This window comes from Lactobacillus sp. ESL0679 (assembly GCF_029433515.1).
GTDB lineage: Bacteria > Bacillota > Bacilli > Lactobacillales > Lactobacillaceae > Lactobacillus.
This window is the reverse complement of the sequence record NZ_JAQTIG010000001.1, coordinates 527,899-542,444: the sequence shown is the minus strand read 5'-3', so window position 1 is coordinate 542,444 and position 14,546 is coordinate 527,899. Positions and strand designations below refer to the sequence as shown.

12 protein-coding genes are annotated in these 14,546 nt (G+C 38.9%); 9 read left to right on the top strand and 3 right to left on the bottom strand.

Annotated elements, in window-relative coordinates; genetic code table 11:
- Positions 1-73 precede the first annotated feature (73 nt).
- Positions 74-1,099 carry a branched-chain amino acid aminotransferase gene (locus PT287_RS02650; protein ID WP_277132466.1) on the top strand — a complete coding sequence of 342 codons (1,026 nt, stop codon included), beginning with the start codon at positions 74-76 and terminating at the stop codon, positions 1,097-1,099.
- 209 nt (positions 1,100-1,308) lie between these two features.
- A complete protein-coding gene (locus PT287_RS02645; protein WP_277132335.1) occupies positions 1,309-2,055 on the top strand; it encodes a DUF4097 family beta strand repeat-containing protein in 747 nt (248 codons plus the stop codon).
- 14 nt (positions 2,056-2,069) lie between these two features.
- Here the strand turns inward: PT287_RS02645 and PT287_RS02640 are convergent, their stop codons facing one another.
- Positions 2,070-3,050 (bottom strand): LacI family DNA-binding transcriptional regulator, encoded by a 981-nt coding sequence (locus tag PT287_RS02640; RefSeq protein WP_277132334.1) that lies wholly within the window; start codon positions 3,048-3,050, stop codon positions 2,070-2,072.
- Positions 3,051-3,202: 152 nt separating this feature from the next.
- Here PT287_RS02640 and PT287_RS02635 point away from each other — a divergent pair, with 152 nt between their 5' ends.
- The 5 genes from PT287_RS02635 (at position 3,203) to PT287_RS02615 (ending at position 9,051) form a co-directional block, all read left to right on the top strand.
- Complete coding sequence (locus PT287_RS02635) at positions 3,203-3,850, top strand: bifunctional 4-hydroxy-2-oxoglutarate aldolase/2-dehydro-3-deoxy-phosphogluconate aldolase (protein WP_277132332.1); 648 nt, start codon at positions 3,203-3,205, stop codon at positions 3,848-3,850.
- A gap of 9 nt (positions 3,851-3,859) precedes the next feature.
- Positions 3,860-4,885: a sugar kinase gene (locus PT287_RS02630; RefSeq protein WP_277132330.1), complete on the top strand. Its 1,026-nt coding sequence runs from the start codon at positions 3,860-3,862 to the stop codon at positions 4,883-4,885.
- A gap of 185 nt (positions 4,886-5,070) precedes the next feature.
- Positions 5,071-6,282 (top strand): enolase C-terminal domain-like protein, encoded by a 1,212-nt coding sequence (locus PT287_RS02625; protein ID WP_277132329.1) that lies wholly within the window; start codon positions 5,071-5,073, stop codon positions 6,280-6,282.
- Between the two features lie 17 nt (positions 6,283-6,299).
- A complete protein-coding gene (locus PT287_RS02620) occupies positions 6,300-8,192 on the top strand; it encodes a PTS transporter subunit IIBCA (protein ID WP_277132327.1) in 1,893 nt (630 codons plus the stop codon).
- A gap of 109 nt (positions 8,193-8,301) precedes the next feature.
- Positions 8,302-9,051: a MurR/RpiR family transcriptional regulator gene (locus tag PT287_RS02615; RefSeq protein WP_277132326.1), complete on the top strand. Its 750-nt coding sequence runs from the start codon at positions 8,302-8,304 to the stop codon at positions 9,049-9,051.
- A 48-nt stretch (positions 9,052-9,099) separates the two neighbouring features.
- Here PT287_RS02615 and uxuA read toward each other — a convergent pair whose 3' ends face one another.
- Complete coding sequence (gene uxuA, locus PT287_RS02610) at positions 9,100-10,176, bottom strand: mannonate dehydratase (protein WP_277132325.1); 1,077 nt, start codon at positions 10,174-10,176, stop codon at positions 9,100-9,102.
- A 22-nt stretch (positions 10,177-10,198) separates the two neighbouring features.
- Complete coding sequence (locus PT287_RS02605; protein WP_277132324.1) at positions 10,199-11,836, bottom strand: mannitol dehydrogenase family protein; 1,638 nt, start codon at positions 11,834-11,836, stop codon at positions 10,199-10,201.
- A gap of 192 nt (positions 11,837-12,028) precedes the next feature.
- Between PT287_RS02605 and PT287_RS02600 the strand changes: the two genes are divergently transcribed.
- Complete coding sequence (locus PT287_RS02600) at positions 12,029-12,697, top strand: GntR family transcriptional regulator (RefSeq protein ID WP_277132323.1); 669 nt, start codon at positions 12,029-12,031, stop codon at positions 12,695-12,697.
- A gap of 365 nt (positions 12,698-13,062) precedes the next feature.
- The gene (locus PT287_RS02595) at positions 13,063-14,511 is read left to right on the top strand and encodes a glycoside-pentoside-hexuronide (GPH):cation symporter (protein ID WP_277132322.1); all 1,449 of its coding nucleotides are present in this window, start codon (positions 13,063-13,065) and stop codon (positions 14,509-14,511) included.
- The last annotated feature ends 35 nt before the right edge of the window (positions 14,512-14,546 follow it).

Here is a 14,546-nt window from a genome sequence, read left to right as displayed (position 1 = left end):
CGATTAAATAATTATGAAAATAGCATGATATTAATTTTCATATCTATCCTAAAAATTAATAAGTGGAGGTACTCTGATGAAACAGAAGCTAGAAGATCTTGATTGGAATAATCTAGGCTTTGAATATCGCGATCTACCATATCGTTATGAAGCTAAATATAAAGATGGTGAATGGCAAGAAGGAAAATTAGTCGAAGAGTCGACTGTAACTCTTTCCGAAGGTGCAGAAGTGTTGCACTATGGCCAGGAAATTTTCGAAGGCCTGAAGGCTTATCGTAGAAAAGACGGTAAAATTAATCTTTTCCGACCTGATCAAAATGCCCACCGTTTTACTTTATCAGCTGAACGTTTAGCAATGCCGCCATATCCAGAAGATAAATTTGTTGAAGCAGTTAAGCAAGTTGTGCTGGCCAATAAGGAATATGTTCCACCATATGACAGTGGCGCAACGCTTTATGTTCGACCATTTATGATTGGCACCTCGCAAGCTTTGGGGGTTGCTGCAGCGACAGAATATACTTTGCGGATTTTCGCTACACCAGTTGGTGCATATATTAAGGGCTTGAATCCAGCAGCTTACAAAGTTAGTCCGTATGACCGTGCTGCTTATGCTGGTACGGGTCAAGCTAAGACTTCAGGTAACTATGCCAGCAGCTTGTTGCCATCAGTTGAAGCACATAAAGAAGGCTTTGCCGACTGCTTGTACCTTGATCCACGTGAACACAAGTATGTTGATGAATTTGGTGGTGCTAATTTCTTCGGCATTACTCAAGAGGGACAATTTGTCACACCAAAATCCGAATCAATTTTGGTTTCAATCACTAAGAGATCCTTGCTTGAAGTTGCTAAGCGTCAAGGCTTAAACTCAGTTGAACGTCAAATCACTTTGGAAGAAGCCTTCAAGATGAAGGAAGCCGGCGCGATGGGTACAGCTGCCGTAATTTCGCCAGTTGGTTCAATCACTTACAAGGGACAAAAGCATGTCATTTACAGCGAAGACAAGACTGGTCCTATCACAACCAAGTTGTACAATGAATTGATTGCTATCCAATATGGTGATAAAGAGGGCCCTGAAGGTTGGGTACAAACAATCGATTAAAATTTGATAGTAATGCATAATTAAGTGAAACCCCGAAGTTAGATTTTCCTAATTTCGGGGTTTTATTATGGCCTTGATCTTAAAGGGGGACAGCAATATTTTTAGTTCCTTATTACTGCCTCTTAGGCATGATAACCGACCACTTACTGAATTTTGGTTGTTTTTATTAATAGATAGTCTTTAATGGTGAGTATAAAAGGAGAACAACGATGACTTTTACTAATCAAATGACACACACAATCCCCGCTGCTACTTTTACCAATATCAAAATTAATGTTAAAAATGCGGCCGTTACGATTACCACGGCAGCATCTTACCAGGTTACACTCACAGATACTAAAAGGCAGACTTTACATGCCGAAGTTAGTGGTAATGACTTAGTTGTTACTGAAAGTGATGCCGACATTGTCCGGCTCAATTTACTTCACTTATACTTAGAGCAACCTCGAATTGAGATTACTATTCCTAGTGTGGCAACTCTAGACGTGATTGAGATTAATGATCGCAATGGCAGCGTCAATCTTGCCGCTATTACTTGCAGTAATTTAACGTTAGAGCTTAAAAATGGTGCTAGCAAATTAGATGGAATCAAAGTTACTGGGCAAGTGACACTTAAAACAGCCAATGGCTCCGTAACAATTGCACAATCTAGTTTGCCGCAGACAATCTTGCGAATTGCCAATGGCAGTATCAAAATTAATCACAGTCAGCTGACTCTTGATGCCCGCTTAAAAAATGGTGGTGCCAAGATTGATGCTAGCCAATTATTGGGGCAGAATATCCTGAAACTAACTAACGGCGGTGTGCGCATTACTCAAGCTGATCCAACCAGTGACTATCAATTATCAACAGTAACTGGGCATGTGCGCTGCTTTGCCAATCAGACAGGTAGAAACTTCAGTAGTGATAATCATGTAAAAATCACTACGATTACAGGTGGCATTACGGTTAGCTAAAAATTTGCTAGTAACTATTTTGACCTAAATTCCGTTTTAATGGTTGTGACTTCGGGAATATTCCGATTTTCGTTAAGCAAATTAAGCATGATTTGACCAGCACTTTTACCCATTTGATAAGGATTTTGAATAATCATTTTAGCAGTGGGCCAAATCGTTGAAATTAAATCGGTGTCGGCAAAGCCTGAAATTTGTAGTTTCTTTTCGTTAAGTAGCTTATCGTTGATTAGCCGTGGCAACAGGGCAAGTAGCCACCGTTCTTCGAGGAAAAACAAAACAGTTTTTTGATTATTAGTTAAAGCTTTACCTATTTTTTGATAGACAGTATCTTGATTACTCTCATCGTTAAATTCTAGGATTGTTGCTTGAGGGTAAACTTCTTTGATTCCCGCTAATCGTTCCTGTCTTGTGGAAGCAACAGAAATTGGTGAAGATAAGACAATTGCATCAGTGCAATTGTGCTGAGAAAAGTATTTAGCGGCACGATAGCTAGCACTGTGGTTATCACTTAAAACTTGTGGCCAGGGAGAGTAAGCTAATTTGCGATCAAGGATCACAATAGGAATTTTACGGCGAACCTCATCTCTAATCGTGGCAACGTCGCTACTCAAGGGTTGTAAAATCAGGCCATCATAAGTATTTAAACCAACGGCATTAATTAAATGTTCTTCCTTTTGTTGCTGTGAGTCAGTGTCCAGCATCACTGTTGTGTAACCGACGGGCTCTAAAACTGAACTGGCTCCTTTAAATAATTCGGTTGAAAATGAGTCGGCAATATTGGCTACAATAATCGCAATTGTTTTACTTTTATTGGTAATCAATTGTTGAGCTGCTGCATTAGGCACGTAATTTAGTTGTTCAATTGCACTAGCAACCTTTTGGGCGGTCATTTGTGACATCCGATTATATTTTCCGTGCAAAAATCGTGACACGGTTGCGATTGATACGCCCGCTAGGTTAGCGACGTCTTTAATACTAGCTGTTTTTCTTTTCATAAAAGCCTCAAATTCAATGTTTATATCGTTATTATAGCAAACAACTAATCAGGAGGGATGAATTATCGTTGCTTCCAAGATAATGATTGAAAAAAATAAGGTAAAGGTTTACCATAAAGTTATAATTAGTGATGAAAATTGGAGGAAATATTATGCAAAAGACCGAAACATTGCTTGCTGTGCAGAATGCGGGTGTGGTTGCTGTTGTTCGTGGCAAGTCAAAAGAAGAAGCTTATAAGACAGCAGTTGCTTGTATTAAAGGTGGCGTTAAGGCGATCGAATTAACATTCACCGCGCCGCAAGCAGATGAAATTATTCGCGAGCTTCACGATGAATATAGCGCTGATCCAGCAGTTGTTGTTGGTGCCGGCACTGTATTAGATGCTGTCACTGCAAGAATTGCCATTATGGCTGGTGCTAAATTTATCGTTGCACCATCCTTTGATAAGGAAGTTGCATTATTGTGTAATGAATACCAAATCCCTTACATGCCAGGCTGCATGACGGTTACTGAAATTCAAACGGCAATGCGTTATGGTGCAGAAATTGTCAAAGTATTTCCAGGCAGTGTCTTGGGTCGCGGCTTTATCAAGGCAGTTAAAGCACCATTACCTCAAGTTAACATTATGCCAACTGGTGGCGTTAACCTTGAAAACATGCATGAATGGTTTGAAGCTGGTGTTGTTGTCGTTGGTGCCGGCAGTAATTTAACTGCAGCAGCTGCTAAAGGTGATTACGATGCAGTGACTAAACAAGCAGAAGCCTACCATAAGGAAATTTTACGAATCCAAGGAAAATAGGTGAGACGAATGCAGAAGGTAGTAACTTTTGGCGAAATGATGCTACGGCTTAAGCCAGCAGAGAACCAACGAATTATTCAAACTGATACTTTTTCGGGTCTTTACGGAGGTGCGGAAGCTAATGTAACAACCTCGTTGTCATTACTTGGCGATCATGCGCAGTTTGTTTCTAAAGTACCGCAAAATGCAGTTGGTCAAGCAGCCTTAGGAACTTTGCGTCGTTATGGTGTTGATACAGCTGAAATGCGGATTGGCGGCCCAAGACTAGGTATTTATTTCTTTGAAAAAGGTGCGAGTGTTCGCAACACTAGTGTGGTTTATGATCGTGCTGGTAGTTCCTTTGCAGTTTCAAAAGCTGCCGAATATAATTGGGCTGAAATCTTGCAGGATGCCAGTTATTTCTACTTCTCAGGAATTACGCCTGCTGTTTCTACTGAGATGTTTCAGGCAGTATTAGCAGCTTGTCAATATTGTCTTAAGCATGATATCCAGGTTGTGTGCGATCTGAATTACCGCGGTAAAATGTGGTCGCCAGAAAAAGCGCAACAGTCAATGGCGCAACTAATGCCGTATGTCGATGTATGTTTGGCAAATGATGAAGATTTTGAAGCAACATTGGGTATCAAGGCTTTTGACGGCGATATGAGTCGCGGCATTGAACAAAAAGATGCTTTTATCAAGGGGATGCAAGCCATCACTGCTAAGTACCCTAAGTGTCAAACTGTTGCCAGCGTCTTACGCAACATTCATTCTGTTGAGGATTCGGAATGGATGGCGCTGATGATTGATCACGGGCAAGTTTATAAAACTCCGATTTATAAGATGCACGTGTGGGAAGGTGTTGCCGCCGGCGATGCCTTTGGTGCTGGTCTAGTGCACGGATTGTTGCATGATTTCAGCGCCCAAGATAGACTTGATTACGCGATTGCTGCCAGCGTTTTGAAACTGACCATTAGCGGTGATCTTAATTTGGTTACTGATGCAGAAATTCGTGCGGTAATGGATAAGCAGAGCAATATGCGTGTTTTAAGATAAAAATTTTTATAAAGTAGTAAGAGTCTTACGGTTGTAAGGCTCTTTTTTTGTTTAAAAAATTTTTTAAGAAATAAAAAATAGTTCAACTTGCGAAGTAAAAATTCAAATGGTCAAGAAGTATATCTATTTTCTGAGGAAGCCCTTACAATAAAAATTGTTTTAGAAAGCGAGAGGTGAAGTGATTCATGAAGAAATTGGTAATAACAAATGTTAAAACCATTATCACTGCTCCGGAAGGAATAAATTTATTGGTCGTCAAAGTGTTGACAAATGACCCAAGCATTTATGGTGTTGGGTGCGCAACCTTTACTCAAAGAATCAAGGTGGTTAAGAAGGCAATTGACAGCTATCTTAGGCCGATGTTGATTGGAAAATCGCCAAACAATATTGAAGATATTTGGCAAGCCTGCACAGCTAACTCATACTGGCGCAATGGTCCAGTTCTCAATAATGCAGTAGCAGGAATTGACATGGCCTTGTGGGATATTAAAGGCAAATTAGCTGACATGCCGCTATATGAATTATTTGGCGGCAAATGTCGCGATGCCATTCCTGCATATACCCATGTTGATGCTTCTTCGGTAGATGATGCCGTTAAGCAGGTTCAAGGTAAGGTCGACCAAGGCTGGATTAATATTCGGGTCCAAATTAACGGTTATGGTGGTTCAGATTACGGTCCAGTGACTGGGCCCAATGATGGTGTTTATTATGACCCCTACTTGTATATGGACACAGTTTTACGAGCTTTTACTAAGGTTCATGATGTGTTCGGCGACAAGATAAGACTAATTCATGATGTTCATGAACGATTGACGCCCAATCAGGCAATTACTTTTTTAAGAAAAATGGAGAAGTTCTCGCCGTTGTTCATGGAAGATGTTGTTCCACTAGAACAAATGGACTGGTTAGGCAGAGTTAGGGACCAGACAAGTGTTCCTCTTTCGATGGGTGAATTGTTTAATAATCCACGCGAATGGATGAAGGTGATTCAGGATCGTGATATTGACTTTATCAGATGTCATATTAGTCAGATTGGTGGCATTACTCCAATCAGGAAGTTAATTGCCTTTGCCGATTTGTATGGTATCCAGACTTCATGGCATGGCCCGGGAGACTTGTCAGCTATTGGTCATGCTGTCAATGCTCAATTGAGTTTATCTTCACACAATTGTGGTGTTCAGGAGTGGAGCAATAGCATTAAGGAAAATACTTATCGGGTATTTCCGGGGACACCTACTGTTCGTGATGGTTATATTTATGTTAACGACCATCCTGGTATCGGCGTCGATATTGATGAAGAAGCGGCTAAAGAATATCCGGAAATTTCATTTAAGGATGATTGGACCAGTGATTGGACAATTAGTAGATTGCCAGATGGCACTTGCGTTAGACCATAAATAAGGAGGTAAGAACGTTGAAAACCAATGATCGTAATATTGCTAAAGAAATTTTGGCAAACATAGGCGGAAAAAATAATATTAAGAACGTGTCACATTGTTCAACTAGACTTAGAATTACGCCATTTGATAAAAGTAAGATTAATGAAGACGGCATTAGTTCAATTGCTGGCGTTAAGGGTGAATTTTACTCTGGTGATCAGTTCCAAGTTATCTTGGGTACAGGGCTAGTAGACCGAATTTACAATTTGGTATCTAATAATGACAACCAAGATGGCGGACAAGCTAGTCAATATGAGGGTATGTCCTTACCACAAAAGGTGTCCCGAATTTTGGGAGATATTTTTATCCCCGTAATTCCTGCTTTAGTTGCGACTGGATTATTCAGCGGGATTATTAATTGCTTGACGGCATTTAATGTCCACATGAGTCCAGCTGCATTGACTATTGCCACGGTTTTGATGAAAACAGCATTTACCTTCCTACCAGTTTTAATTGCATGGTCGGGAATGCGCCAGTTTGGTGGGTCACCAGTATTAGGCTTAATCCTTGGTTTAATGTTAGTTAATCCGCTCTTGCCTAACCCTAACGATATTATTAAGGGGACGGCAAAGGCACTGACGATTAATATCTTTGGCATTCAAGACAATGTTGTCAGTTATGCTGGATCAGTGTTACCTGCGTTAGTGGTAGTTATGCTAGCTGCATATATTGAGAAAAAGCTGAAAAAGATAGTTCCAGATAGTTTAGACTTAATAATTACACCGTTTGTTACACTACTGATTTCAGGATTACTTGGTCTGTTAGTTATCGGGCCAGTTTGCCAGGAAATTGAACACGGCATCTTGTTTGTTGCTAAGGCTGTAATCAATTTGCCATTTGGTTTAGGTGGATTAATTATAGGTGGTACACAACAGGCGATTGTGGTTACGGGGATGCACCATATCTTCTTAGCCCTAGAATCTAGTCTGCTTGCCACTACTGGTTTCAACCAATTTAACGCAATGATTACTGGTGGGATTATTGCCCAAGCAACCGCAGCTCTAGTAACTGGATTGAAAGTTAAGGATGCTAGGAAGCGCAGTCTATACACTTCTTCATCATTGCCAGCATTTTTGGGAATTACTGAACCTGCTATCTTTGGTGTTAACTTACAATTTGGGACGCCATTTATCTTTGCCCTATGTGGTGGTGCTGTTTCAGGGATGGTAGCTGGTTTACTGCATGCCGCAAGTTCTGGCATGGGCGTAGCTGCTATCCCAGGTTTAGTTACATATTTATACAGTAAACAGGCATTGATTAACTACTTTATTATTCATATTACGGCAATGTTAGTTTCCGGTTCGCTAGTTTACTTCTTCTTTGATCCTAATAAGAAGATTCAAGAATGGGAACAAGCCAAAGCTGGTAAGGATGTTGCTGATACTGAGCCAGTTGTAGCTGCAAACAGTAATTCTGGTGAAATAGTTGCTCCAGTTGCAGGAGAAATTGTGCCAGCTAAAGATATTAATGATGAAACTTTTGCTCAAGAAATTTTAGGTAAAACAATTGCGATTGAACCGACAACTGGTGAAGTAACTTCACCGGTTACGGGTCAGGTAGTGATGCTAGCAAAGACTAAACATGCAATCGGACTTAAAGATGCCCAGACTGGCTGTGAAATTTTGCTGCATTTAGGAATTGATACAGTTGATCTGCATGGCGAGGGCTTTACTGCTGAAGTTGAGCAGGGCGAAGAGGTCACACAAGGTCAGCAGTTAATTAAAATGGATTTAGCTAACATTAAAAAAGCTGGCTATGATCCGATAGTAGTCATGATTATTACAGATAATAATGGTCATCAAGTTGAAAAGCCGGAAGATAATCTAAAGCAAATAGATGCGAGTGAAAACTTGTTGTACCTCGCATAATCAGGTTCTTTGTTTAATGTACTTGAAATAGATAGAATAATGAAAGACAATGCTAATTAGTCAACGAATTATTTTATTAATGATAGTTCATTTAATGGAGGTAGTGCTGGTGATTGACGATCTGGTAATTAAAAACTTTGAACGGCTTACAGATACAGATAAACATATTTGGCAGGTCATAAAATCTTCAAAAAAATCAGTTTTATCATTAAATTTGACACAGCTAGCATCCAAATGTAATGTATCGCCATCAGCAATTGTTCGTTTTTCTAAAAGAATTTCTTTACAAGGATTTTCAGAAATGCGCTATTTGCTCAAGCAGGAAAGCATTGTTCCTAGAATCGATGAAGATATTTTTCATCAATATCAGGTACAAATTAATGAATTTGTTGAACAAATAATTAACAAGGACTTTACTGATATTTGTCGAGCACTATTAAAGAGCAAAAAAATTTTTGTCTATGGTACAGGAACGCTGCAGCGAAATATTGCTCAAGAAATTAGACGGCTATTCTTAACGATTAATATCACCATTTTCTTCATTGAAGGTGTTGATGAGTTGTCGTCATTACCTAAGTCGCTAACTAAAGATGACATTGTGATTTTAATTACGCTAAAGGGTAATTCTGATAACGCGAGATTGTTTGCTAGACAGTTGCGGACGAGTGGGGTGCCATTTATCTCGGTGGTTGAACGGGTTGATAATGAAATCTCGCGCCTGAGTAATTACAATATTTTTGTTGATCCAGTCGAATTAAAAGTTACAGACGGCCAGTATCTATCTGTCAAAGATCCCTACTTTATTTTTGCGAGTGTTTTATATTTGAAAATGTATCTTTATACTTTTCGTGAAAAATAAGGCATAAAAAATATCCAGCACAATGCTGGATATTTTTTTATTGATTAATTATTTACGATCCTTATCAATAGCTTCCCATAGCCCATTCAAGTAGGTAATACTTAAGGCACGGTCGTAGAGGCCATATCCAGGACGACCATTTTCATTCCAAATATCGCGTCCGTGATCTGGACGAATGTAGCCTTGATAATTATTGTCGTGCAAAGCTTTGATGATTTCATACATATCAAGTGAACCTTCGGATGAAAGTGCAGCTGATTCGTGGAAGTCGCCATCTTTATTTAAGAATTTAATGTTACGGCCGTGAATAAAGAAGACACGGTCCTTAGCTGCAAATTCGCGGATGATTGCTGGAACATCGTTGTCTGGATTTTCACCTAAACTACCACAGCAAATGGTGAAACCATTGTATGGTGATTCGTGCAATTGCTCAATCTTAAGCATATCATCACGGTTCTTGTAAATCCGTGGCAAACCGAATAATTCACGTGGTGGGTCATCTGGGTGCATTGCCATACGGACATCACATTCCTCGCAGACCGGAATAATTGCATCAAGGAAGTATTTCAAGTTAGCAGTTAACTTTTCAGTATCAACATCCTTATATGCTGCCATTAGCCGCTTGATTTCAGCCATTCTTTCTGGTTCCCAACCAGCTTGAACGTAACCGTTAGAGTTCTTTTGCATTGCATCGGCAATGCTTTGGGGGTCATCGGTCAAGTACTTTTGTTCAAAAGCCATTGCAGTTGAGCCATCAGCTAATGGGTAATGCAAGTCGGTTCTAACCCAGTCAAAAACAGGCATGAAATTATAACAAATAACCTTAACACCGTATTCGGCTAAATTGCGAATTGTTTGAATGTAGTTTTCGATATATTTGTCTCTACTTGGCAAGCCGATCTTAATATCATCGTGAACATTAACTGACTCGATAACTTCGAGCTTTAAACCAGCAGCTTCGACTTCATCCTTTAAGTGTTTAATTTGGTCTTTTGGCCAAACTTCTCCAGCTGGAATATCAAACAGGGTACCAACTACTTGTGATACACCCGGAATTTGCCGAATATCTGATAATGTGATGGAGTCGTTGTTATCACCGTACCACCGAAATCCCATGTTTTTCATAAATATAAATCTTCCTTTTTAATTAAAATTGATAGCTCTTTACTTTAATAGTTTCATGTAAAGTAGAGCGAACAGCTCCTTTACCAGCAATCAATTGTTTGAAGTAGTTTTCTACCTTGTCTGCAATTCCTACTTGGTAAAGATCATTACCAAAAATACTATCGTTAGTTAAAATTGGCTTTAATGCCTTGTGAATATCTGTATTGGTATCACCAAGTTTAATGTCAGCAACATAAGGCTTTAAGTCAGCTAGTAATGGATCACGACTTTGCGTAAATTCTTCGTCATTGTCATCGATCCCCATTAAGTAGCGGCACCAACCAGCAAGAACTAACGGGATAAATTCAAGCTTAGTCGGGTCAAGCTTCGGGTCATCGATGTAGTGTTGCAAGGTTACACCGTAACGTACCGGAATCTTTTGTGAAGTATCACTGGCAATTCTTTGCGGCGTGTCAGGAATATTCTTGTTTGGCAAGCGAAGGTTAATTAGTTCATCAATAAATTTCTTCGGGTTGATAATCTTTGGATCTTTAACAACTGGTAAGTCTTCGCCGTAGCCTAGGTTTTTGATTAAACCAAGTAAGTCTTCATCGGCAAGTTCAGCTGCAATTGAAGTGTATCCGAGCAAGTTACCATAGATGGCAAGAGCTGTATGTAAAGGATTCAAACAAGCTGTAACTTTCATTTGGTCGGCATCATTAACAGTGTCGCGACTTGCTAACATAACGCCAGCCTTTTCTAATGCTGGGCGACCGTTAGGAAAGCTGTCTTCAATTACTAGATAATGAATTTTTTCGGTGTTACCAAACGGAGCAATATTGGTGTGCTTAGTTGTATGAACAATCTCAGTATCTGCGAAGCCACTTGCTTTGAGTTCATCAGCCACACTTTGAGCTGGGTTAGGTGTAATCCGGTCAATCATTGTCCATGGGAATGAAACTTGCTTTGGATCCTTCAGATAGTCAATAAAGCCTTTGTCGACAAGACCGTTGTTAGTCCAACCTTCGGCAATTCTAAGAACTTCCGTTTCCAGTTTGAGACCATTTTGTGAAAAGTTATCGGTGCTGACCATTGCGATTGGCAATTTACCAGCCTGGTAACGTGCGTATAACAAATGAGCAATTGCCCCCATATTTGTTTGTGGTTTATCAGGACCATTTTCAATATCAGCTTGTGCTGCATCAATTAGATTGCCGTTGACGTCAGTTAAAGCGTAACCTTTTTCGGTAATTGAAAAAGTAGCAAATTGCAATGATGGCTTAGTGAAGATTTTGGTTAATCTATTCCAACCACTAGGATTTGTATGATTGAAGTAGAGTGACTCACCAACACTAGCTAATAATTCTTTTTCTAATGAACCGTCACTGTTCATGACGACACTTAACATTCTGTTTTGGTAGCCGTGGTAAATCTTGTCAATAACTTCATCATCGTAAGTTTCAGCGACTACTACTCCGCTTGAAAGTTCGTTTTGATTTAATAAGTCTTGAGCGATTTTAGCATGGAAACAACGGAAAAGATTACCGCCTCCGAAATGCACCCAAACAGGATTTTCTTTAGTTTCGGCTGTGATTTTAGCTTGATCATATTGAGGAACAGTAATTCCTTGAGCTGCAAAGTCAGCGCTTTTTTCTAAATAATTGTCACTTAACTTAAGCACTGTAATACCCCCTTAGGTATAAACAAGATAGTATTAATTGCGATTTCAATATACTAATATATTACTAATGTAAACGCATTATTTGGAAATGTCAATATGTATTGAGAGATTTTTATTTATTTAGAATTTTTTGCAAGTAAATAGGAGTATGATGTAGTAAAGAAGATAATAAAATAAGAGAGGTCACTGACAATGGCAATGATTTCAACCATGAAAGAGCAAGTTTACAATACAATTCTAAAGCGGATTATTAGTCTACAATATTTACCCGGTCAAAAAATTTCTGAAAAAGATTTATGTGAAGAACTGCAAATTGGGAGAACGCCAATTAGGGAAGCAATTCTTCAATTGCGTGAAGTGGGGCTGATAGTTGCTGTGCCGCAATCAGGGACATATGTTTCGAAGATTAATTTGCAAAAGGCAAAGGATGCTCGTTTTATGCGTGAAAGTGTTGAAACGAGGGTTATTGAAGAAGCAATTGAAAAGTTATCTGATTATGATTTTATGATTTTGCGCCAGATTATCGAACGTCAGAAGCTTGAAGTTAAGACAACTCATAACGATATGCGCTTTTTTGAGCAGGATGAAAATTTCCACCATTATTTTTACCAAGCATCAGGGCGTGAACAAGTCTGGTTATGGTTGCAGATGGTTAATATGCAGCTAAATCGGTTCCGTGTACTTAGGCTGCGTAGTAAGAGCTTGTCGTGGGACTCATTAGTTAAAGAACATGAGCAAATTTTGGAAGCTGTTAAAGAAAAGCAGCCGGCAGTAGCAGTTAAGTTGCTTTCAGGTCACTTGCACCGGATGCTTGATGAGGAGCCAACCTTACGCCGCGATTATGCTGATTATTTTGAATAATATTTTTAAACTCACTATTATAGTAGTTTTCGATTTCAGATCGAAAACTATTTTTTTATTTTAAATTTTTTGTTGACAAAGATATCTTTTAAGAATATTATGTAATCGATTTCAGATATACTAATATATTAAGAAAATTTATATTTGAAGAAATGGATTTATCGATTTATCGGATTACCGATACAAATTAGTTCAACTAATGCTTGGGTACTAAAATCTCTCAATTACAGATTTCGTTAAGCACTAATCATTAAAAATGAGAGAGATAGTTATCGAAGTTATATTTTTACGGAAAAATGTTAACGTGTGCATTTTTGGCTAAGCAAAATAAATTTATTCAAATATTTTTAATATGGAGGTGTGTAATGGAGAGCATAGATGCGAATATTATTGATAAAAAGGCAAAAGACTGTGATGCTACGCTGGTAAATGATTCATCTAAGCACATACCACTTCACCAAAAAATTGCCTATGGCTTTGGTGATTTTGGTAATGGCTTCATGTTCGACCTAGGTCAATCTTATTTAACTAAGTTCTGGATTGATGGTGTTGGTATTGGTGCAGGAGTTGTCGCTGGAATCTTTGCGTTTACTAAAATTTTTGATGCTTTTATGGATCCGATAGCAGGTTCAGTAGTTGATAATCGAAAAAACATTGGTAAACGCGGTAAATTTCGACCGTTTATGATGGTTTCAGCGATAATTCTAGGAATTTTGACGATTGTTACCTTTACAATGCCGAATGGTTTATCAACAAATCAAAAAATTATTTATGCATATGCTGCTTACATGATCTGGGGTTTAACTTATTCTTTCACTAATGATCCTTATGGTTCACTAGCTTCGGTAATGTCTAGAAATACGCAAGACCGTAGCTTCATGGCAACGACAAGACAAATTGGTTCAGTAGGGGCCCAATTTATTGCTGGTGTAGCATTTATCCCGTTAACTGTAATGCTTGGTGGTAGTAACCAACGTCGAGGCTATTTCTTAGCTGCATCAATTTTTGCTGTACTAGGTGTTGTGATGTTTGCAATTTGTTACTTTGGCACGAAAGAAAATGTTCACGTTAACAGAAACAAATATGCTCAAAAAGAAGGCTTTAAAGATTACTTCAAGGTTATTTTTAAAAATGGCCCACTGGGAGCAATTATTTTAATGACTTTGTTTACCATTTCTGCAATGAATACCAACAACCAAATGATGGTGTTCTATGCGGAATATAATCTAGGCAACATTGGCTTGCAGCCAGTCATTAATGCAATTATGATGGGCTGCTCAATTGTTGGGGTATTTATGATTCCAACTCTTACTAAACACTTTGGCCAAAAGAAAACTGCAATGTGGAGTTTTGTTATTGGTGCAATAGCCAATATTTTAAACTTTGTTTTACCTAACAATGTTGTTACCTTCATTGTTTTAGTAACGATTGGCTATACTGCTTTGGCAATTCCCAACGGGATTACGTGGGCAATGGTTTCCAATGCAATTGATTATGGCGAATGGCGTTCAGGTACTCGTAAAGAAGGTATCACCTATGCCGCATTCAACTTTTCAAGAAAAATCGCGCAGTCTTTAGCAGCGTTAGTTTCTGCAGGTGTATTGGCAATGACTGGTTACGTTGCCAATGCTCATCAGACACCAGGCGCTCTTAGAGGAATTAAAGCGGCAATGACATTGTATCCAGGTGTTTGCTTGATTTTAGCCGCTATCATTATCGGCTTTTTATATAAGTTAGATGATGATCGCTTTGCTAAGATTGTTGACGATTTAGATCACGGCCTCTGGGAAGGTGGCCGGATTGGCGATAACTAAGATTAATTATTTAAAAATGTAATTTTGTAGATAGG

Coding starts and splice junctions, on each gene's coding strand:
- PT287_RS02640 (WP_277132334.1), bottom strand. CDS start 3,050: ATGAAAAGAAAAACAGCTAGTATTAAAGACGTCGCTAACCTAGCGGGC.
- PT287_RS02645 (WP_277132335.1), top strand. CDS start 1,309: ATGACTTTTACTAATCAAATGACACACACAATCCCCGCTGCTACTTTT.
- PT287_RS02600 (WP_277132323.1), top strand. CDS start 12,029: ATGGCAATGATTTCAACCATGAAAGAGCAAGTTTACAATACAATTCTA.
- PT287_RS02635 (WP_277132332.1), top strand. CDS start 3,203: ATGCAAAAGACCGAAACATTGCTTGCTGTGCAGAATGCGGGTGTGGTT.
- PT287_RS02595 (WP_277132322.1), top strand. CDS start 13,063: ATGGAGAGCATAGATGCGAATATTATTGATAAAAAGGCAAAAGACTGT.
- PT287_RS02625 (WP_277132329.1), top strand. CDS start 5,071: ATGAAGAAATTGGTAATAACAAATGTTAAAACCATTATCACTGCTCCG.
- uxuA (WP_277132325.1), bottom strand. CDS start 10,176: ATGAAAAACATGGGATTTCGGTGGTACGGTGATAACAACGACTCCATC.
- PT287_RS02630 (WP_277132330.1), top strand. CDS start 3,860: ATGCAGAAGGTAGTAACTTTTGGCGAAATGATGCTACGGCTTAAGCCA.